Here is a 20,446-nt window from a genome sequence, read left to right on the forward strand (position 1 = left end):
TGGCGAGACTCGAATCCCGCCGCAAAGGCCCCCGCATGTCCTCCTTCGTCGACGCCACGCGCCTCATCGGCGAATCGGGCCGTCTGACCGCGCAGCTGCAGCCCGACTGGGAGATCTGGGGCCCGAACGGCGGCTACCTGTCCGCCATCGCCTTGCGCGCCGCCGGAACCGTGGCGCCGGCGGGCCACCGGCCGGTGAGCTATGCCGGCCAATACCTCTCCTCACCGAAGACGGCCGAGATCGAAGTGGTCGTCGAACTGGTCAAGCCCGGCCGCACCGCCGCCTGTGTCAACGTCCGCCTGGTCCAGAACGGCCGCACGTCGCTTCAGGCCCAGGTATGGACCACCGGCAAGGATGCAGGGCCGGAGCACCTGGACCTGCCCCGCCCGACGGTCCCGCCGCCACACGCCCTGCCGCCGTTCGAGCACTACATGCCGCCGGACCACGTCCCGCACCCGTTCTGGAACCACATCCAGGGCCGGCCGGTGAAGTTCCTCAAGGAGGGCGAGGTCGACCCGCGCGGCGCCGTCAGCGAAAGCTGGTACCGGATCAACGACTTCGCCCCGACGGACGACGCCTTCCTCGATCACGCCCGCATGGTGCTCCTGATCGACACCCTGCCCTGGCCGACCTATCACCGCAGCCAGGTCCAGCGCCCCCTGCCCTTCATCGCCCCCAGCCTGGACCTGACCGTCTGGTTCCACGACCGTCCGGGCAAGGCCGACTGGCTGTTCGTCGACAGCTACGCCCCCGCCTCCAAGGCCGGCCTGATCCACGGCGGCGCCCGCATCTGGTCGGAAGACGGCCGCCTGCTCGCCAGCGGCGGCAGCCAGCTTTTGGTGGTGGAGGGGCGGTAGGCGCGCCCTACCCCGCCTGAGCAGCGAACTCGGCGATCAGCGCGCCATAGGCCTCCTGGGGCGGGAAGGTCGGATAGCTGTGCCGGGCCGGCGTCGAGGCCCACGGGAGCTTCTCGTCGGTATAGACCTCGATGAACGGCGCATCCCACACCCGCTCATCGAGCAAGGTCGAACGGACATTGACGAAGAAATCCATCCCGTCGGGCCGGGTGAACATCCAGCTCATGCAATAGCCGCAGAAATAGTGCCGCGCCGGCCCATGCAGCCCCCCGATCACCGGCTCGCCGCTGGTCACGCGAAACCCCTCGGTGGGGATCGCTGCGCTCAGCGAAAAGGCGCTGGCGGTCATCTGCTGGCAGCCCCTGCAATGGCAGGCCATGGTCAGGAGCGGCTTGGCCGAAACCTCGAACCTCACCTGCCCGCAACGGCACTGTCCGGTGATCGGCATCGCGTTCTCCTGTTCACGGCTCCAGCGGCGGGTTGGCGGGCCATCGGCCAAGCGGTCACAGATCTTTCCCGGGCCGCCTAGCGCAGGCTAGGATCGCAGGTGATATCGCCCAGGAGAAGCCCATGCTGACGGTTTGGGGCCGGCGCAATTCAAGCAATGTGCAGAAGGTGCTCTGGCTCGTGGGCGAGCTCGGCCTCGACTATCGTCATGAGCCCGCCGGAGGCCCGTTCGGCCGCTTGGACGAGCCGGCTTTCCGTCGCCTGAACCCGCACGGCCGCGTGCCGGTGATCGAGGACGACGATCTCGTAGTCTGGGAATCCCACGCCATACTGCGCTATCTGGCCGCCCGCTATGGCGACGGTCGCCTCTGGCCGGCCGCACCCCAGGCCCAGAGCCAGGTCGACAAGTGGATCGAATGGGCCCAGACCGCGCTCCTGCCCACCTTCGTCGGCGGCATATTCTGGGGCTATTACCGCACCCCCGAGGCCCAGCGTGACCACGCCGCCATCCGTAGCAGCCTCGCCGCTTGCGGGACCCTGATGGGACTATTGGATAGCGAATTGACCAGCCGCCCGTTCGTGGCCGGAGACATCTTCACCCTCGCCGATATCGCCGCCGGGTCGATGTTCTATCGCTACTATGGATTGGACATCGAGCGACCCGACCTGCCGAACGTGGCGGCCTGGTACGCCCGCCTACAGGACCGGCCCGCCTATCGCGAGCACGTCATGGTCCCCTTCGACGACCTGAAGGGGCGGCTTTCGTTCTGAACCGGCCTTGGCCGATCTAAGTCAAACCGCCTCCGCCAGCACCTCGGCATACCGCCGCTCGCGCCAGGCCTTCGGGCGGGCCAGGAGGGCGCGGACCAGGGCGTTGTTCATCTCGTGGCCGGACTTTTCGCCTTCGAAGCGGCCGATGATCGGGGCGCCGACCAGATAGAGGTCGCCCAGGGCGTCCAGGGCCTTGTGGCGCACGAACTCATCCGGGCGGCGCAGGCCCTCGGGGTTCAGCACGGTGTCGCCCTCGATCACCACCACATTGTCCATCGACCCGCCGCGCGCCAGGCCGGCGGCCTTCAGCGCCTCGACCTCGTGCACGAAGCCGAAGGTGCGCGCGTCGGCGATCTCGTCGCGGAAGGTGGTCTCGTCCATGACGAACTCGACCTGCTGGCGGCCGATGGCGCCGGTGTCGAAGTCGATGGCGAAGCTCATCTCGAAGCGGTCAGCGGGCATCAGCGCCGCCCGGCGGTCGCCGTCGACCACCTCGACCGTCTCCAGGATCTCGATATAGCGGCGCGGCGCCCCCTGCTGGCGCAGGCCCGCGCGATCCAGCATGTCCACGAACGGCTCGGCCGAACCGTCCATCACCGGCACTTCCGGGCCGTCCAACTCGATCACCGCATTGTCGACGCCCAGGGCCGCCAGGGCCGCCATCAGGTGCTCGACGGTGGAGACGCTGACGCCGGAGGCGTTGGCGACCACGGTGCCGAGCCGGGTCTGGCTGACGGCCTCGCCGCGGGCCGGGATACGGTTGTCGCGATCGGTCACGTCGCTGCGCACGAACACCAGGCCCGCGTTCACCGGCGCCGGCTTGACCGCCGCGCGCACATACTGGCCCGTATGCAGGCCAGGCCCCGCGAACACGGCCGCGGCGGCGAGGGTGTGCTGGAAGAACGCGGATGACGCCAAGGCCGAAACCCTCTTACTCGAGTCCGGCGCTCCAAACGCACCGCGACAGCTAAGCCCTAAGGCCGCTGCCGCGTCGCATCAACACAACTGATGTTTCGCTTTGTAACCAGCTAACTCGCTGATTCCAGCTGATTAATTGGCGAGTCGACGCAGGAACGACGGGATCTCCAGCTCGTCGCCATTGTCCAGATGCTCATCCTCCAGCGGCGGCTGAACCGGCTGCGCCTGGGCCTGGGTGCGAGCCTGCAGCACCGGGGACGGATCGTTGCGGTAATCCCTCAGCGGCGGCGGCGGTTCCGCCTGGCGACGGCCGCCGAACAGGCTGAGCCAGCCGCCCTTGCTGTGATGCCGCTCCTCGCCGCCGATCGGGCGGTCGGGGAACAGGGGGGCGTCCTCGACTTCGCGGGCCGCGGGACGTTCGGGCTCGCTCCGAGTCGCGGGACGTTCCGGCTCGGCCGGAGCGGCGGCCGCAGGGGCCTGGTCTTCGTAGAGATCGACCTGAGCGTAGCTTGGCGCTTGAATTTCCGGCTCCGGCGCGGCCTGCGCGACAGGGGCCGGCTGCACCGCCGGCGCGGCGTCGTAGGCGCCGCGGCGCGGATCGCCGTAGCTGGCCGGCTGCGGCGAGGGCGTCAGGGTGCGCGGCGCCGGCTGAGCGCTCTGCACATAGGTCTGCTGCCGCGCCGGGGCGGGCGCGGGCTCGCGGCTGTTCAGCGGCGCGGTGCTGACCGTGGTGCGGCCCTTGGGTTCGATGGCCGAGATCGATGAGCCGTCCATGCCAGTGGCGACCACCGACACGCGGATCTTGCCTTCCAGGGCCGGATCGAAGGCGGCGCCGAAGATGATGTTGGCTTCCGGATCCACCTGGTCCGAGATGGCGTTGGCCGCCTCGTCGACTTCCAGCAAGGTCATGTCCAGGCCGCCGGTCACGTTGACCAGCACCGCCTTGGCGCCCTTCAGCGAGACCTCGTCCAGCAGCGGATTGGCGATGGCGTTCTGGGCGGCCATCAGGGCGCGGTCCTCGCCGCCGGCCTCGCCGGTGCCCATCATCGCCTTGCCCATCTCGGTCATCACCGTACGCACGTCGGCGAAGTCGAGATTGATCAGGCCCGGCAGCACCATCAGGTCGGTGATCGAGCGCACGCCCGAATGCAGCACCTGGTCGGCCATGCCGAAGGCTTCGGCGAAGGTGGTGCGCTCGTTGGCGACGCGGAACAGATTCTGGTTCGGGATGACGATCAGGGTGTCGACATAGCGCTGCAGCTCGGCGATGCCCGCATCGGCCAGGCGCATCCGATGGCGGCCTTCGAAGGTGAAGGGCTTGGTCACCACGCCCACCGTCAGTATGCCACGCTCGCGGGCGCACTTGGCGATGATCGGCGCCGCCCCGGTGCCGGTGCCCCCGCCCATGCCGGCGGTGATGAACACCATGTGCGCGCCGTCGAGATGCTCGCCGATCTCCGAGCCGCTTTCCTCAGCGGCCGACATGCCGATCTCGGGATGGGCGCCGGCGCCGAGCCCTTGCGTCACCGTGACCCCGAGCTGAATGCGCCGCTCGGTCTTGGCGAACTGCAGCTGCTGGGCGTCGGTGTTGGCGACGACGAACTCGACCCCCTCGAGCCCGGCCTCGATCATGTTGTTGACCGCGTTGCCCCCGGCCCCGCCGACGCCGAAGACGACAATGCGCGGCTTCAATTCGGTTTGGCGCGGCGCCGAGAGATGAATGGCCATGGCTATCCCTGCTTCGTTCGTCAGCATGTCGGCTAGGAACCGGCGACCCGCCCGCCGGGACTTAACCAATCGTTACGTTGATCGAACGCCCAACGTTGTTAATCGAAGGTTAAAACCCATACCGTGAGTCGGGACCTCGTCGACCAGGCTGACCGAAAAAATCGTTGATTCGCTAGCGTTTTCCGCCCGCAGGTCACCTTGGCCCTGCGGCGAAATGCGCGAAAGAATCTGTTAGCGCATGGTTAAAATCGCTGGACGAAAGGCCAAGTCCCTGGGCGCTTTCGCCCCGGCTTCGAGTCGCGCCGCTGCGTACGCCATGGGGCCATGCACCGCCAAGGCCTGCAGGATTGCGGCGAATACAACGTCTGGCCGAATGAATACGGTATAGCGCTGCACGGATGCGCTATATGCCACATAGTTAAGCGGCCTTAAGCTCGATATTTATTGAATTTGCAATCGGACAGCCGTGTCCTGGGCAAGTTCATAGGGGTGGCGACCATGCGCAGGACGACCCGACTGATCTTGGCGCTGCTGGCGACCGGCCTGTTCATCGGCCAGTCCGATGCGGCCTTGGCCCAGGAGGGCGGCGGCGCCCGCCTGCCGCGCGAGGTGGTCGAGGCGGCCAGCGCCTATCAGATGTTCGTCGAGCGCGCCGCCGCCATCGAACCCCGCTTCGCCGACGGTGAGGCGATCCGCGCCGCCATGGTCACCTCCGAGACGTGGCAGCCGCAGCAGCTGGGCCAGGGCGCGACAGCTTACGCCGCCCTGATCGCCATGCAGGATCCATCCTTCGTCGCGGGTGTCCGCCGCGCCGGCGCCGATCCGGCCCAGGCCGAAACCCTCGTCCGCGCCCTGGAGGCCGATCCGCGCCAGGTGGCCGCCGTCGAGGGCGCCGACGCCGCCGCCTCGCGCATCAACGCCGCCCTGATCGCCCAGGCCGAGCGGCTGGCCGAGACCGGGCGCCGGGTCAAGCAGTCGGCCTACGACATCCAGCATCAAGCCTGGTCGCGGGCGACCGTTCCGGATGGAGCCGCGCGCCTGGCCCTTGCCAAGCAGCTCGCCGACCTGCCGGTCAAGCCCACCGCCGACGACGTCGCCCACCTGTTCCAGGTGGCGGCCGCGCCGCCCGCCTATGCCGGCGCCCCCGCCGGCGATCCGCCCGGCTACACCCCCGTCGTCCAGCGTGCCCTGACGCTCGCGGCCCTGGCCATCCTCGGCCGCGCCGACCACGCGGAGCTGGAGAACGCTGGCCTGCTGCGCGTTCGCGCCGGCCCGGCCGACTGCATGCTGATGGCCCGGCTCAACCTGCACCAGTGCCTGGCGGTGGCCGGCCCGCACTATGAAGACATCTTCTGCATGGGCGAGCACGCCCTGAAGGAGACTAGCCAGTGCCTGCGCGAAGGCGCCGGCGCGCCGGCCAGGATCGCCAGCACAGCGGCGCTGGCCGACCGCTCCCAGTCCTATGCCGTCCCTATCGCCTATGCTTCGCAGGCCGGCCACTGAACCTCAGATCGAGAGCCGAGAACGCGCTGCGCAATATGCTAGAAGAGATGGATACCCCAATACCGCTGAACCGGTTCAATCATCTATTTGTGTAGGCCGAACATTCGCAACAATCTTTGCCTGACACATATTAAAAACTATAATGATGAACGGTCCGGACAGTACAGCATTCGACCGATCGAATACTGCATAGCTTAGTCCGCTCGCAGGGAGCTGACACCCATGAAATCGGTAGTTCGCGTCACCTTCGCTTCGGTCCTGGCTCTGGCGATCGGCGGCGCGGGCCGCCTCGCCTGCGCCCAGTCAGAAGCAGCCCAGCCGCCCGAGCCGGCGCCCAGCCTGACCCAGGACGCGCCTGCGGCCTACCCGCAGAACCCAGCCCCGAATGCTGCTCCGGTCCCTGCGCCCGCGCCCCATGACGCGCCGCCGCCGGCGATACAGGCCGTCAACGCGCCCGGCCCCGAATACCTGGACGCCCAGGCGCGCCCGGCCCCCGCCCCGCACATGCCGCGCGAGGTGATCGAGGCCGCCAGCGCCTACGCCACCTTCGTCGCCCACGCCGCCGCCATAGACGACCACTTCGCCGACGGCGGGGCCGTCTCCGCGGCCATGGCCACCTCGGAAGCCTACCAGGCCGATCAGCTGGCCGAAGGCTCGGTGGCCTACGCCGCCCTGGTGGCCCTGCAGGACGCAGGTTTCGTCGAAGGGGTGCGCCGCGCGACCTCGACGCCCGAAGCCGCCGACGCCTTGGTGCGGACCCTCGAAGCTGACCCGGCCAAGGTCGCCAGCCTGCCCGGCGCCGACGGCGCGGCCCTGCGCGTCAACGCCGTCCTGGGCTGGCAGGCCGATCAGGTCGGGGAGAGCGGGAAGAAGCTGCGCCAAGCCTCCTACGATATGCAGCACGACGACTGGACCCGGCAGATGACCGCCGACGCCCCTGCGCGCCTGGCCCAGGCCAAAGCCCTGTCCAGCACGCCGGTCAGTCCCAGCGCCGACGATATCAGCCAACTGTTCAAGGTCGCCGCCGCCCTGCGCGACCAGACCGTCTCAGCCCCCGGGGGCGCCCCCGGCTACACGCCTGTAGTCCAGCGTGGCATGACCCTGGCGGTGCTGGCCCTGGTCGGCCGCGCCACCCGCGAGGAGCTGGAATCGACCGGTCTGACCAAGGTGCGCGACAGCGCCGGCTGCATGCAGGCGGCCAAGCTGAACCTCTATCAATGCCTGGCCGTCGCCGGTCCCCACTACGAGGACGTCTACTGCATCGCCGAGCACGCGCTGAAGGACACCGGCCGCTGCCTGCGCGACGGCGCCGGCGCGCCCCTGGCCCAGCCCGCCAGCATGGCCTCCACGCCCAACTCCGGCGTATCGGCAACTGACCCTGACACCTACGCCGTCCCTGTCGCCGTGGCGGCGACGGCGGGACGGCAGTAACGAGCCGCGATCAGGGCATCCCCTCGCCCGCACTCTCGACGCAGGTGGGCCGACCGTCCGAAATGGTCACCACCGCCGGCTTGACCTGGGGGAAGTAGAGGAAGTCCCCGCGCGCGGTCACCACCTCCAGCGTGGTCGGGTTGTTGAACTGGCAGACCGGGATCCGTCCCGGCCCGCGCCCGCCATGGTCGGCGATCTCGTTGCAGGCCACAGCGCCATAGCCGCGCCCGAACTGCACCCCGTCATAATGAGAAATGTGCGAGGCCATGGCGCCCAGCGCCAGATAGGCCTGGCGGGTCATCACCGGGCAGGCCGGCCCCGGCGGCGCCCAGGCCTGAGCCTCCGCGATCTGGGAATTGCGATGCCCGATCCAGAGGCCCGCCGCCGCCGCGACCGAAACCACGACGCAGAAACCTGTGCCGACCGCGGCATAGGGAAACTTGCGGCGACGGGACTTGGCGCGGGAAGGGCTGGTCATCGCGGGTCCTGGGGTCAAGGCCGGCGCCGGAACCGTTCCGGCGCGCGCCTGCCCGCGCACCCCTCGCCTCCCCGGCGCGCCGCGTCAATGCGAAGGGGGTTCTCAAAGCGCAATTCGTGCTAGACGCACGCGCCATGACGACGCCGCTCTCGCACATCCGCAACTTCTCCATCGTGGCCCATATCGACCACGGCAAGTCCACCCTGTCCGACCGCCTGATCCAGGAGACCGGCGGCCTGACCGCGCGCGAGATGAAGGAGCAGGTGCTCGACTCCATGGAGCTGGAGCGCGAGCGCGGCATCACCATCAAGGCCCAGACCGTGCGCCTGGAATACAAGGCCGACGACGGCGAGACCTATGTCCTGAACCTGATGGACACCCCCGGCCACGTCGACTTCGCCTATGAAGTCTCCCGCTCCCTGGCCGCCTGCGAGGGCTCGATCCTGGTGGTGGACGCCAGCCAGGGCGTCGAGGCCCAGACCCTGGCCAATGTCTACCAGGCCATCGACAACAACCACGAGATCGTCCCGGTCCTGAACAAGATCGACCTGCCCGCGGCCGAGCCCGACCGCGTGCGGGCCCAGATCGAGGACGTGATTGGCATCGACGCCTCCGACGCGGTGGAGTGCTCCGCCAAGTCGGGGATCGGCATCCACGAGGTGCTGGAAGCCGTCGTTCACCGCCTGCCCCCGCCTAAGGGCGACCCGGCCGCGCCGCTGAAGGCCCTCCTGGTCGATGCCTGGTACGACGCCTATCTGGGCGTGGTGGTGCTGGTGCGCGTGTTCGACGGCGTGCTCAAGGTCGGCCAGCAGGTGCGCATGATGCAGACCGGCGCCACCTACAAGGTCGACCGCATCGGCGTGTTCAAGCCCAAGGCGACCGACGTGGCCCAGCTCGGCCCTGGCGAGGTCGGCTTCATCACCGCTTCGATCAAGGAAGTGGCCGACGCCGCCGTCGGCGCCACCATCACCGATGAGCGCCGCCAGACGCCTGAGCCGCTCACGGGCTTCAAGGAAGTCCAGCCGGTCGTCTTCTGCGGCCTCTTCCCGGTCGACGCCGCCGATTTCGAGGACCTGCGCGCCGCGGTGGGCCGCCTGCGCCTGAACGACGCCTCCTTCACCTATGAGATGGAGACCAGCGCGGCGCTCGGCTTTGGCTTCCGCTGTGGCTTCCTCGGCCTGCTGCACCTGGAAATCATCCAGGAACGGCTGCAGCGCGAGTTCAATCTCGACCTGATCGCGACCGCTCCAAGCGTGGTCTACAAGATCACCCTGACCAATGGCGACACCATCGACCTGCACAACCCCGCCGATCTGCCGGATCCGGTGCGGATCGACTCGATCGCCGAGCCCTGGATCAAGGCCACCATCTTCACCCCCGACGAATATCTCGGCGCGGTGATCAAGCTGTGCCAGGACCGCCGCGGGAACCAGCGCGAACTCAGCTATGTCGGCAGCCGGGCGATGGTGGTCTACGACCTGCCGCTCAATGAAGTGGTGTTCGACTTCTACGACCGGCTGAAGTCGATCTCGAAGGGCTATGCCAGCTTTGACTACTCGATCGAGGAATACCGCACCGGCGACCTCGTAAAGATGTCGATCCTGGTCAACGCCGAGCCGGTGGACGCCCTCTCCATGCTGGTCCACCGCACCCGCGCCGAGGCCCGCGGCCGCGGCATGGTCGAGAAGATGAAGGACCTGATCCCGCCGCACATGTTCCAGATCCCGATCCAGGCGGCGCTGGGCGGCAAGATCATCGCCCGCGAAACCGTGCGCGCCCTCAGAAAGGATGTCACCGCCAAGTGCTACGGCGGCGACGCGACCCGCAAGCGCAAGCTGCTCGACAAGCAGAAAGAGGGCAAAAAGAAGATGCGCCAGTTCGGCAAGGTGGAGATTCCGCAGGAAGCCTTCATCGCGGCGCTGAAGATGGACGCCGACTAGGCTCGCCTTCTCGCGATCCCATTGAACCCAACAAGTTCCAATGCGTTCTGCTGGCGAGCCCTTCGCGAGCTGGCGGAGCGCTGTGACTTATTAGGGTTAAACAGGATCAATGCGGCACAGCCCATCAAACTCCACAGAGTTTTCACACCGTAACATTTGATAATCGTGCGCGCAAAAGCCTATATTGCTGCACTCGATTTCAATTTACGGAGCCAAACAGCGCTAATTCACGCGGTTAACGCGACGCGAATTCGGAGTGACCTGAAAGTCACCACTGAGAAACAACAATCACAGCTTAACCGTAATGTAGCTAAGAATGCGTATTAATACGGCCAGGTCCGTTTCATTTACTGCCAAGCTCCGATCTTGGAAAGATTATGTTAGGAAGCTCGGCGCAATCCTCGCCCCTGCCAGACCCGACTCTGGCCGGACCGAAGGAGCGGCTCGACATGCGCAGGATCCCCATGTCGCGGGACCATAGGGGCGCAGCGACGTTTGACCTGGACGCCCAGCGCCGCGCCCGTATCGCTGGCCTGGACGAGCCGGCCTCGTTCGCTCCCGCCTCGCGGCGAGCGAGCAGCCTGCCCAGTCATCTCGAAGGCTTCGAGACCTTCCGTCGGCGCGACCTAGCCGCCATGCAACTGATCGAAGCCGGCGAGGCGGCGATGCGGGCGGCCCGCGCGCCGGACGCCCCCGGCCTTTGGAGCGCCCGCGCCTTCACCATCGCCAGCCTCATCCAGGCCGCCCTGGAGGACGCCTTGCCCACGGCCCGTGCTCGCGGCGTGGCCTTGGTCCTGGACCCCGCTTCCCACGACGCGCCACAGGTCGTCGGCGAGCCACACCGCCTCGGGCAGGTGCTCGGCCGGCTTCTGCAGGTGGCGGCAGAGGCGCGAGGCGTCTCGACCATCCGCCTGCAGCAGCGGGTGCGCCGCATGGACAGCCGCCTGGTCGCCGACATCACCGTCACCCTCGAACGGGGCGGCGGCGGCGAACCGGTGGACACCGGCGCCACCGACGAGATCGAAATCGATTCCACCCTGAGCCTCGTCCTCGGGCCGGAGATTCTCGCCGCCGCCATCGGCCTCTCGACCTCCCGCCCGCCGGCCCGCCTTTCGGCGACCCTGCGCCTGCGGCTACCCCTGGCGCGGGTCGACTCGGCCTTCGCAAGAGGCCGCTCGCCAAAGGACTTCGACGAGAACGCCCTCAACGGCCTGCGCGTGCTGGTGGTCGAGGACATGGACCTGAACCGCGACCTGCTGCAGATGCTGCTTTCGCCCTACGGCTGCCAGCTGATCGAAGCGATCAACGGGCGCGAGGCGCTGCAGGCCCTGGATGCGGACGATTTCGACGTGATCCTGATGGACCTGCAGCTGCCGCAAATGGACGGCTTCGAGGCCATCCGCCGGATCCGCTCCCGGACCGACGCGCGCGCCGAGACGCCGATCCTGGCGGTGTCCGGTCGGGCCATGGCCGCCGACATCGCCATGTCGAAGGCGTCGGGCGCCGACGGCCACCTCTCCAAGCCCTACACCACCCAGGACCTGGTCACCGCCATCGTCCGTTGCCGCGCCGCACGCGGCCTCGGCTGATCCCATCCGCTAGGCGGTCGCCACGCTGCCCGACCCTTGATCGACCAGTTCGTCGAACAGGGTCCGATAGTGAATCATGGCCTGGCGCAGGTCCTCGGTGCCTATGCGGGATTCGCGCCGCCGTCTGACGATCTCATGGGCGGCGCGATAGTTCTGCACCACCACAGGATGGTCGACCGAAAGGTCGGCCGCCGCCTGTTCGAAATCGGTCATCGGATAGCCCTGGGCGGACATCACGTCCTCGACCAGTTGGTCGGCGTGCAACACAGCCTTGGCCGGATCGTCGACGAATTCCTCCTGCACGATCCGCCAGGAGCCGACATAGCGTTCGCGATCGAGGATCGACAGCGGACGGATCGAGAAAGCTTCCATCCGTTTCTCGCGGCCTGCCAGTTCCGCCTCGCCCTTGCGCCGGCCGCCGGCCTCGACCACAGCCCGGGAATACTCGGCTCCGTAACGCTCGCGCAGCTTCGCGCTGCGCCGCCGCTGAATAGTGAACGCCACAATGATCGCCAATACGGCGACCACTGCCAGAATCACCATGATTGTCGTCGTGTCCATTTTCGTCGCCTCGCGGAGTTTCTCTCCCAAAGCCGGCGAAACCTTCCACAGGGGTGACACCGGCCTTTTGACAACGACCGGTTCAGGCCGCCAGTTCCCCTATGACGACGGTAGGATCGCCCTCAGGTCCAACTCCCGCTCCATCAGGCCGGCGAAGCCGATAGTGGTCCGATCCTCCCAATAGCCGCCGATGATCTGCACGCCTAAGGGCAGGCCCTCGTGGGTGCGGGCGATCGGGGCGCAGGTCGCCGGAAGTCCAGGGAAGGTGGCGACGCCCGGCCAGGCCAGCTGGCTGAAATAGGGAACCTCTTCGCCGTCTATGGTCAGGGTTCGCTCGCCTTGCGGCCGATCCTCGTGCGGGAAGGCCGCCGTGCCGAACGGCGGCGCCAGCACCACATCGAAGTCTTCGAACAGCGCTTCCCACTGATTGCGGAAGTTCTCGCGCGCGTGCAGGCCGATAACCCATTCCTCGGCCGTCAGCGGCGGCGGCCCGCCCTCGCGCTTGGGGGCGCCCATGTTCATGATCACGCCCAGGAGGTTCATGTAGAAGCCGTGGGCGGCGGCGAGATTGGGCAGCTTGTCGCTCCGCCGCGAAACCTTGGCGCCCGCCGCTTCCAGCCGATCGGCCAGGCCGTGCAACGCCGACAGCACGTCCCGCCCGGTCCTGGCCAGAGGATGCCGATCCACCACCAGCACCCGATAGTCCGAGAGCCGCGCCGCGCGAGCCGGCGGAAGCTCGACCCGAAGCGCCTTGGCCTCTATGCCCGCCGGCCCCGCCAACACGTTCAAGGCCAGCTCGAGATCGGCGGCCGAACGCGCCATCGGCCCCACCACGCCGAACGGAACCTCGGCCCCGCCCACCATGCCCGGCGGGCTGTGGCCGGCGGTGGGGACCAGGCCCCAGCTCGGCTTGTGCCCGAACACGCCGCAGAAATGCGCCGGAACCCGGATCGACCCGCCGATGTCCGAACCGAACTCCAGGGGGACCATGCCCGCCGCCAAGGCCGCCGACGAGCCGCCGGACGAGCCGCCTGGGCTGCGCGCATGATCGTGCGGGTTGAGGGTTCGGCCATAGACCGGATTGTTGCTCTGCCAGTCGCCCAGGTGCGGGGGGACATTGGTCTTGCCGAGGATCACCGCCCCGGCCGCCTTCAGCCGCTCGACGCCCACGCTGTCGGCCTCGGCGACCCAGCCTTCCGAGGACTTCAAGCCCCAGGTGGTGGGCATGCCCACCGTGTGGTGCGCCTCCTTGACCGTCATCGGCAGGCCCAGCAGCGGCCGCCGCTCGCCGCGCGCCAAGGCCTCGTCGGCCGCCCTGGCCGCAGCCCGGGCGCCGGCGAAGTCCCGCGCGACCACCGCATTGATCGCGCCGTCCAGCGCCTCGATCCGGGCGATCGCGGCCTCGGCCAGATCCGCTGCGCTGACCTTGCCCACCGCCAGGGCCTCGACCAGTTCCGTGGCCGTGGCCGTTGGGTAGCTTTCCAGAACGGACAGGTCGGAAGCGGGCATGGACGGTCTCCTCGGTTCTTGTTGTGAACGCAACATGGGGGCCGCGCGCCTGGAGGGGAAGCCTCGCCTTGGCCGGATTGAACCTTGGCCCGGGCCTAGCTACACAGGGGCCCGATAGGGACCGGCCGGGCCGGCCCAAGACTGGAGAGCCTCATGCGCAAGTTTCTCGTTCTCGCCGCCGCCGGCGTCGCCCTGTTGGTTTCGGCCTGCAACACCATCGAAGGCGCCGGCAAGGACATCAGCGCCGCCGGCCATGCGGTGACCAACACCGCCAATGACGCCAAGCACTAAACTTGGCGTCCCAAGGCCGGGTCGCTCAGGCTCGGCCGCCCGTCTTCGCCATGGCCCGCGATCCGGCGCTCGAAGCCCGGGTCGTGTGCGCTGGTGATGGCGAAATCGTACCAGTGGTGCGAAGGCTTCAGGTCCCAGGCGTCGACAAGTTCGGCTCCAGGCGCCAAATGATGCCGTCGGGCCGGCGCGTGCAGATAGTCCCGCGGAGCGACCTCGAGCCGCGCTGGCCCCGTCCCTGAATTCTTCAGCGTGATCAGCAGCCGCCCGGTCGCGGGATCGAACCGGGCATGGGCCTCGCAGCCCTGCGCCGCTCGCCCTCGGAAGCCGCGCAGGAAGCCGTTTGGCCCGTGCAGGCTGAAATCATAGGCCTCGCCCTCGAACACCACCCGGTCATCGAGGCTTTTGCCCGCGCCCACCGTATAAAAGCGCGGCTCGCCCACCCCCGCCGGATAGAGGTTGAACGTCGCCCCTGCCTTGCCGGTGTTGGACAGGGTCAGGGCCAAGTCCTTCGCCCCGACTTGGGCCTTCACCTCGAAGGCGTAGGGCAAGGCCCGCGCCGGCCGCTGGCCCGGCTCCTGCCGCGGGATCGCCTGGGTCCCTTCTGCCGGCTTGGGCATTGGCAGCTTGCGCGCCTTGGCCGCCCGCGCCGGTTCGACCGAGGCGTCGGGCAGGCCGCCGGTCCAGGACGCGCCTGCTCCGGCAAAGTCGAACACGCTGGTCAGGTCGCCAGCCACGCTTCGCCGCCAGGGGCTGATGTGCGGCTCGCGCACTCCGAACCGCGCCTCCAGGAAGCGGATTACCGAGGTGTGGTCGAACAGCTCCGAATTGACGAATCCGCCCTTGGTCCATGGGGAGACCACCAGCATCGGCACCCGCGGCCCCAGCCCCATGGGCTCGCCGTGATAAAGTTCGCCGTCGCTTGACGCCGTACTCTTGCCCAGGGCGGTCCCGGCCGCCGGCAGAGGCGGCGGCACGTGGTCGAAGAAGCCGTCGTTCTCGTCATAGTTCAGGATGAACACCGTCTTCGACCACACCTCAGGATGAGCGGTCAGGGCCTCCAGCAGACGCGCGGTCAGGTGCTCGCCCTCCGCGGGGCTGGCGTCGGGGTGTTCGCACAGCCTGTAGGGCGCCACGATCCACGACACCTGCGGCAACGTTCCCGCCGCCACGTCGGCCGCGAACTGAGCCACCAGCGGCTCGCCGGAGGTCTGTTTGGCGTTCTCCGACGTCGACCCCGGCGCCCAGGCTCGTCCGCGGCGGTACAGCGGATGCTCCGGCTCCAGGCCGCGGAAGCTCTTGAAATAGGCCAGGCCATTGTCGCCGTAGTTGTCGTACTCCTGATAGAGCTTCCAGCTGACCCCCGCCCCCTGCAGCCGCTCCGCATAGGTCGGCCAGGAAAACCCGTCGAACTTCGGCGAATCGCGCGCCGGGTCGGCCGTCTCGTTCAGCTCCAGGGGCGTGTTGTCGACCACGGTGATGCTCTGATCGCCCAACGCCAACCCGCTGGTGCCGCTGAACAGGTAGAGCCGGTTCGGATTGGTCGGCCCGAACACCGAGCAGTGATAGGCGTCGCAGACCGTGAAGGCGTCCGCCAGGGCATAGTAGAACGGCAGGTCCGCGCGGGTGAAATAGCCCATGGTCAGCGGCCCCTTGGCCGTCACCCAGGCGTCGTGCCGCTTCCAGCGCGCGTGCGAGCCCTTCCAGCTGTGGTCCAGGCTGAACAGGCTCTGGGCCCGGGTGGCGTCGCTGTCCAGGCGGAAGGGCCCGACGCTCCCCTGCCCGCCCTTCTTCGGCTGCAGGAACACCGACTGGCCGCCCGGCAGGCCGATCGCCCGCGGGTCGCCGAACCCGCGCACCCCGCGCAGGGTCCCGAAATAGTGGTCGAAGCTGCGGTTCTCCTGCATCAGGATCACCACATGCTCAACATCGCGGATCGTGCCGCTGCCGCGGCTGGCCGGGGTCGCCAGGGCGCGCGCGATCGCCGGCGGCAAGGCGCCGGCGCCCAGGGCGGCGCCGGCCGCCAGCTTCAGAAAGTCTCGCCTGTCGCCCGCCCCCGCGGTCATTCTGATTCCTCGATGCCGGCCGGCGTAGTGCGCCTAAGCCCCCGCCCGCGATTCGCCCAAGCCAAGCTCACTACGCACGGCCCGCGTCAGCTTTGCGACAACCAGCGCATGGGCCTGACGCACATAGGCCTGTAGATCCTCCTCCGGCAAGCTGTCCGTCGAAAGCAGCTGCACCCACCTGGCCCGCGCCAGATAGGGCGCCGGCCGGGCGAAGCCCTCCTCGACCAGCAGCTCGAAGGCCATGTCCGACGCCTTGAAGGTGTAGGTCACCCCGCGACCGCCGCCGAAGCCGCCGGCCACGGCGAACATCTTGCCGCCCACCTTGTAGACGTGCTCGTCGCCCCACTGCACCGACAGCACCGCGCCCGGCAGGGTGAGGCAGAAGGCTTCGAAATCCTCGAACCTCACGCGGCCCCGCCGGCCGCGACGCCCAGGCCGATCGGGCAGCTCACGCCCGTGCCGCCCACCCCGCAATAGCCGTGCGGGTTCTTGGCCAGGTACTGCTGATGATAGTCCTCGGCGAAGTAGAAGGTCGGAGCCTGAACGATCTCGGTGGTGATGGCCCCATAGCCGCGCGCGCTCAGCGCCGCCTGATAGGCCGCGCGCGAGGCCTCCGCCGCCTTGGCCTGCGCCTCGCCATAGGCATAGATCGCCGAGCGGTACTGGGTGCCGATGTCGTTGCCCTGGCGCATGCCCTGGGTCGGATCGTGCCCTTCCCAGAACACCTTGAGCAGCGCCTCGTAGCTCACCACCTTGGGGTCGAACACGACCAGCACCACCTCGGCATGGCCAGTGCGGCCGGAGCAGACCTCCTCGTAAGTCGGATTGGGCGTCAGGCCGCCGGCATAACCCACCGCCGTGACCCACACCCCCGGCACGCTCCAGAACCGTCGCTCCTCGCCCCAGAAGCAGCCCATGCCGAACTGGGCCAGCTCGGTTCCCACGGGATAAGGCCCCTTCAGCGGCCGGCCGTTCACAAAATGATCCGCTGCCGTCGGAATCGGGTGCGGCCGCCCCGGCAGGGCGGTCTCGGCCGTCGGCAGTTCGAGCATCTTCAGGAAGGACATGGCGGACGGCTCCGATGGGGCGAACGGGCCCCAAACATAGTCCGCGCGCGGCCGAACGCCACGCCTTGCAACGCCCGAACAGAAAATGTTGTCCAACCCCGCCCGATCAGTATATTGCCCGCCTCCCGCGCCGGCCCTGACCAGCCGGCGGGCGAGGCCGGTCCGCCGGCTGGTCCTTGGGGTGAGGTGGCCGAGTGGTTGAAGGCGCACGCCTGGAACGCGTGTATAGGGGAAACTCTATCGAGGGTTCGAATCCCTCTCTCACCGCCACGGTCGTCACCCTCCCATGCCGATCGCAATGTCAGCTTTAGGGAAGCAGGCTCTGCCTTAGGGCGCCGACTCGGGACGACAGGAAAGACGGCGACCTGCTGTCGAGGCGAACGAGCGAGTTGCGCCTCCAGCGACCGTTAGAGTCAGCGCGCTTTTTCGCTGTTGAGCAGTGCTCCGTCGCCTGCGGTGCGAACGGCGACTCTCGGCTCCACAACCTCGGTCGTGGCTGCTTCGGCGCCTTCGCGGATATCCATGACATCACGCGGCACAAGCAGGACCACGGGAAGGCACAGCAGGGTCGCAATGACCGAAATCACGATCCCGAGTGTGAAGCCGGAGCCGGGAGCAAGGTCATAGAGCCGGGCGCCCAGCACATCGCTGAACCGATAGCCGAGCACGCCGGCGGCTGCGGCCAGCAGCATTAGTGTGCCCTGCAGTCCCCGCGGACACGAGCGGATCGCCAAATCGCAAATCGCGCACCAGCCGATGGCGGCGCAGGCCCCCATCGGGGCGGCGGCGGCCAGCAATACGTCGGGAGAATGGATGAAGGGCAGAATTGCAACGTTTGGCCCGCCGATCGCCAGCCCGGACCATAGCAACACGCGAAAGCTTACCCGGCTCAGCAGCCACCCATAGAGCAGGAACAGCGGCGTAAAGCCGACGAAATAGAGCGAGAAGAAGTCGCCATAGACGGAGGGTCGCGCATGCAACTCATTTGTTATGTGAAACTGGAGCGGCGTGACGAACCCCGGCGAGAAATTGAACAGGAAAGGCAACAAGATCGGCGCATAAATCGCCCGCGAGCGCAGCAGCCGACGCACATCCTCCCAGAGGCGCCCTGCCTTGGCGGCCGGTTGATCATAGGCGTGATCGAACACCGCCGCCGGCTTCCAGAGCGAGAAAAGCATCAGCGCCATAGAGGCCGCGCCGAGGATCAGGAAGGTGGCCGAAGGCGACATTCGTTCGGCCAACTCACCGCCGAGGAATGAGCCGCCCACGATCGGCACATAGGATATCGTCTGCCAGACCACGGCGAGGCGACCGGACATCCGGTTTTCCTGGCCGATGAGCGCCAGCAGCCCCTGGTGCGCCCCGCTCACGAACAGCATCAGGATGTTGGCGCACAGCATCCCGGCGACGAGGCTCGCGAAGCTTAGGCGCGCGGCCCCTTGGGCGATGTAGGTGGCCGCCGTCAGCGCCGCGAAGATCAGCATGTGGCCCCGGTCACGCCACCCCAGTGGGTTCCAGTGGTCGCGGGCGAGTCCGACCAGCATCGACGCCAGCAGCGGCAAGGTGACGATCAGACGAAACAGGGACACCTGCGTCGCGGAAGCATGCAGCCTGTCCTTCAGCATGAAGGTGACCGCGATGTCGGCGAGATTGCCGTGGGGCGAGATGAGGGAGACCAGCAGGGTTAAGGGCGCGAAATAGCTGAAAATGCGCCAGTTGCGGCCGCGCAGGCCGAGCGGCTCGTCGCCTAGCTTACTGGACTCAGTCAACGCTCCCCCTCCCCCCTTGGCCTCGTAATGTCGGCAATATGGAAACAAGCTCGACTTTGGCAGCCTCTCCGGGATCTCGCCTTTTGGCGAGCAGCGCCCCAAGGGGGCTGCCAGAACATCGTCCTGGCAGCCGAGTGGGCGCTCAGAGGGGCCAACCAATGAGCGGGGACCACATACCGTCGTCACCGTGACGTCAGTAGGGCTGGGTCAAAAATGTTCACAGCTTCTCGCTACATACTTGCGCTGAGCCACGAGGGGGCGCACCGGAGAGCCATAAAATGACGGCCGCCAGGCTACCAGGCGCTGGCGCCGGAAGCGGCCTTTCCCAAGGGCAGAGATGAGTCAAAAATCCCCAATCCCGATGTCCGCTTCAGAAGATCTGGCGCTGCAATAGGCGACCCGCTCGAATGTCGGCTTCTAGCGAGCCCTGTCTGCCTGAGCGGGCTGTGTCTCCCCAGGCGGGCCAATGGCGCACCTGTTGCCCCGCCCCATCAGGTCGTCCCTGAGACCTCTCGCGCCGTCGGCGCGAGCGCCCCACACAAGCGCCCAATGTGCGCCGCGCCGACCCCGCAGCATCCACCGATCAGCGTGGCGCCGACCTCCGTCCAGCGGCGAGCAAAGACGCTGTAAGCGTCGCCGGTCAGGTCAGTGCGAACCGCGTGCAGGGTCTCATTGGCCCCGCCCTCCTCCTGCGAGGCCTCAAAGGCGTTGGCGTAAACACCGATCTCAAGGTCCGCGCCCAGCTCTCTAAAGACCCGCGCGGCGGTCTCGACGGCAGCGGCCATGACCTCCGGTCGACTGCAATTGAACAGGAGGGCCTGCGCCCCGGAGCCGGCGACCCAGCTCGCCGCCTCCGCAACCGTCTCCCCTGAGCGCAGGCGCGGCGGCTGTGCGTGCTCGGCTGCGGCGCTGTCGTCCAGGGTGAACGAAATCCAGAGTGGCTTGCCCGTATGCGCCACGGACGCGCGCGCTGCTTCGGCTTCGGCGATCAGGCTGAGCGTCTCCGCGAGCCAGACATCGATGTGAGGCTCCAGATTGTCGACCAGCACTTTCAGGTATGCCGGCGCGCGGTTGGGATCGAAATTCTGTGGCTCGTAGGAGCCGAAGATCGGCGGTAAGGAGCCGGCGACTAAGGGACTGCGATCCGGCCGCGCAGCGTCGGCGGCCTCGCGGGCCAGGCGGCCCGCCAAGGCGATAAGCGCCGGCCCGTCCTGCCAGAAGCGCTCCTCTCCGATATGAAAGGGGACCAAGGCATAGCTATTGGTGGAAATCACCCGGGCCCCGGCGGCGATGAACTCGGCATGAACCTGGCGGACGATCTCGGGCGTCTCGATCAGCGCCAGGGCTGACCATTCCGGCTGGCGAAGCGGCGCCCCGAGGCGGGCGAGCTCGCGGCTCATGCCGCCGTCGAGGATGCGGATGGCGGTCATTCGGCGGCTCCCGGGAGATGAACGACAGTGAATATTGCCGGCCGACATGGATATCAACGCCGACCATCAATCACAGGCTCACTGGGCTCGCCAT

Annotated in this window: 18 protein-coding genes and 1 tRNA gene; 8 read left to right on the top strand and 11 right to left on the bottom strand. The window is 67.7% G+C overall.

Going from position 1 to position 20,446, the window contains the following annotated elements; genetic code table 11:
* Nucleotides 1-35: 35 nt before the first annotated feature.
* A complete protein-coding gene (locus tag KCG34_RS04970) occupies nt 36-857 on the top strand; it encodes an acyl-CoA thioesterase (RefSeq protein WP_211939288.1) in 822 nt (273 codons plus the stop codon).
* A 7-nt stretch (nt 858-864) separates the two neighbouring features.
* On the opposite strand, the gene KCG34_RS04975 is transcribed toward KCG34_RS04970, so the two are convergent.
* Nucleotides 865-1,305, bottom strand: coding sequence for a GFA family protein (locus tag KCG34_RS04975; protein WP_249138224.1), 441 nt, complete (start codon nt 1,303-1,305; stop codon nt 865-867).
* Nucleotides 1,306-1,427: 122 nt separating this feature from the next.
* Between KCG34_RS04975 and KCG34_RS04980 the strand changes: the two genes are divergently transcribed.
* Nucleotides 1,428-2,075 (top strand): glutathione S-transferase family protein, encoded by a 648-nt coding sequence (locus tag KCG34_RS04980; protein ID WP_211939289.1) that lies wholly within the window; start codon nt 1,428-1,430, stop codon nt 2,073-2,075.
* Between the two features lie 21 nt (nt 2,076-2,096).
* On the opposite strand, the gene lpxC is transcribed toward KCG34_RS04980, so the two are convergent.
* Together lpxC and ftsZ are read right to left on the bottom strand one after the other, a co-directional pair.
* Entirely contained in the window at nt 2,097-2,993 is an 897-nt protein-coding gene (lpxC, locus tag KCG34_RS04985; protein WP_211939290.1) for a UDP-3-O-acyl-N-acetylglucosamine deacetylase, read from the bottom strand.
* A 132-nt stretch (nt 2,994-3,125) separates the two neighbouring features.
* On the bottom strand, nt 3,126-4,721 hold the full coding sequence (ftsZ, locus tag KCG34_RS04990) for a cell division protein FtsZ (protein ID WP_211939291.1): 1,596 nt from the start codon (nt 4,719-4,721) through the stop codon (nt 3,126-3,128).
* A 498-nt stretch (nt 4,722-5,219) separates the two neighbouring features.
* On the opposite strand from ftsZ, the gene KCG34_RS04995 reads away from it, so the two are divergent.
* The gene (locus tag KCG34_RS04995) at nt 5,220-6,224 is read left to right on the top strand and encodes a hypothetical protein (RefSeq protein ID WP_211939292.1); all 1,005 of its coding nucleotides are present in this window, start codon (nt 5,220-5,222) and stop codon (nt 6,222-6,224) included.
* Nucleotides 6,225-6,446: 222 nt separating this feature from the next.
* Nucleotides 6,447-7,655 carry a hypothetical protein gene (locus KCG34_RS05000; RefSeq protein ID WP_211939293.1) on the top strand — a complete coding sequence of 403 codons (1,209 nt, stop codon included), beginning with the start codon at nt 6,447-6,449 and terminating at the stop codon, nt 7,653-7,655.
* 10 nt (nt 7,656-7,665) lie between these two features.
* On the opposite strand, the gene KCG34_RS05005 is transcribed toward KCG34_RS05000, so the two are convergent.
* Nucleotides 7,666-8,133: a hypothetical protein gene (locus tag KCG34_RS05005; RefSeq protein WP_211939294.1), complete on the bottom strand. Its 468-nt coding sequence runs from the start codon at nt 8,131-8,133 to the stop codon at nt 7,666-7,668.
* Nucleotides 8,134-8,267: 134 nt separating this feature from the next.
* On the opposite strand from KCG34_RS05005, the gene lepA reads away from it, so the two are divergent.
* Together lepA and KCG34_RS05015 are read left to right on the top strand one after the other, a co-directional pair.
* Nucleotides 8,268-10,073: a translation elongation factor 4 gene (lepA, locus tag KCG34_RS05010; RefSeq protein WP_211939295.1), complete on the top strand. Its 1,806-nt coding sequence runs from the start codon at nt 8,268-8,270 to the stop codon at nt 10,071-10,073.
* A gap of 449 nt (nt 10,074-10,522) precedes the next feature.
* Entirely contained in the window at nt 10,523-11,662 is a 1,140-nt protein-coding gene (locus KCG34_RS05015; RefSeq protein ID WP_211939296.1) for a response regulator, read from the top strand.
* 9 nt (nt 11,663-11,671) lie between these two features.
* Here KCG34_RS05015 and KCG34_RS05020 read toward each other — a convergent pair whose 3' ends face one another.
* Together KCG34_RS05020 and KCG34_RS05025 are read right to left on the bottom strand one after the other, a co-directional pair.
* Nucleotides 11,672-12,223 carry a hypothetical protein gene (locus tag KCG34_RS05020; protein ID WP_211939297.1) on the bottom strand — a complete coding sequence of 184 codons (552 nt, stop codon included), beginning with the start codon at nt 12,221-12,223 and terminating at the stop codon, nt 11,672-11,674.
* Between the two features lie 99 nt (nt 12,224-12,322).
* Nucleotides 12,323-13,732, bottom strand: a complete 1,410-nt coding sequence (locus tag KCG34_RS05025) for an amidase family protein (RefSeq protein WP_211939298.1) — start codon at nt 13,730-13,732, stop codon at nt 12,323-12,325.
* 153 nt (nt 13,733-13,885) lie between these two features.
* Here KCG34_RS05025 and KCG34_RS05030 point away from each other — a divergent pair, with 153 nt between their 5' ends.
* Nucleotides 13,886-14,023, top strand: coding sequence for an entericidin A/B family lipoprotein (locus KCG34_RS05030; protein WP_211939299.1), 138 nt, complete (start codon nt 13,886-13,888; stop codon nt 14,021-14,023).
* Here the strand turns inward: KCG34_RS05030 and KCG34_RS05035 are convergent.
* The 3 genes from KCG34_RS05035 to msrA are packed head-to-tail and all read right to left on the bottom strand — an operon-like array spanning nt 14,020 to nt 17,153.
* Nucleotides 14,020-16,086: a phosphocholine-specific phospholipase C gene (locus KCG34_RS05035; RefSeq protein WP_211939300.1), complete on the bottom strand. Its 2,067-nt coding sequence runs from the start codon at nt 16,084-16,086 to the stop codon at nt 14,020-14,022. The genes KCG34_RS05030 and KCG34_RS05035 overlap by 4 nt on opposite strands.
* Before the next feature lie 33 nt (nt 16,087-16,119).
* Nucleotides 16,120-16,494, bottom strand: coding sequence for an MmcQ/YjbR family DNA-binding protein (locus KCG34_RS05040; RefSeq protein ID WP_211939301.1), 375 nt, complete (start codon nt 16,492-16,494; stop codon nt 16,120-16,122).
* Nucleotides 16,491-17,153, bottom strand: a complete 663-nt coding sequence (msrA, locus tag KCG34_RS05045) for a peptide-methionine (S)-S-oxide reductase MsrA (protein ID WP_211939302.1) — start codon at nt 17,151-17,153, stop codon at nt 16,491-16,493. Before msrA ends, KCG34_RS05040 begins: the two co-directional genes overlap by 4 nt.
* A 180-nt stretch (nt 17,154-17,333) precedes the next feature.
* Between msrA and KCG34_RS05050 the strand changes: the two genes are divergently transcribed.
* Nucleotides 17,334-17,423: transfer RNA gene (locus KCG34_RS05050), tRNA-Ser, on the top strand.
* A gap of 143 nt (nt 17,424-17,566) precedes the next feature.
* On the opposite strand, the gene KCG34_RS05055 is transcribed toward KCG34_RS05050, so the two are convergent.
* Together KCG34_RS05055 and KCG34_RS05060 are read right to left on the bottom strand one after the other, a co-directional pair.
* Nucleotides 17,567-18,922, bottom strand: a complete 1,356-nt coding sequence (locus KCG34_RS05055; RefSeq protein WP_211939303.1) for an MFS transporter — start codon at nt 18,920-18,922, stop codon at nt 17,567-17,569.
* 491 nt (nt 18,923-19,413) lie between these two features.
* A complete protein-coding gene (locus KCG34_RS05060; RefSeq protein ID WP_211939304.1) occupies nt 19,414-20,352 on the bottom strand; it encodes a homocysteine S-methyltransferase family protein in 939 nt (312 codons plus the stop codon).
* Nucleotides 20,353-20,446 lie beyond the last annotated feature (94 nt).

This window comes from Phenylobacterium montanum, from assembly GCF_018135625.1.
Lineage (GTDB): Bacteria > Pseudomonadota > Alphaproteobacteria > Caulobacterales > Caulobacteraceae > Poindextera > Poindextera montana.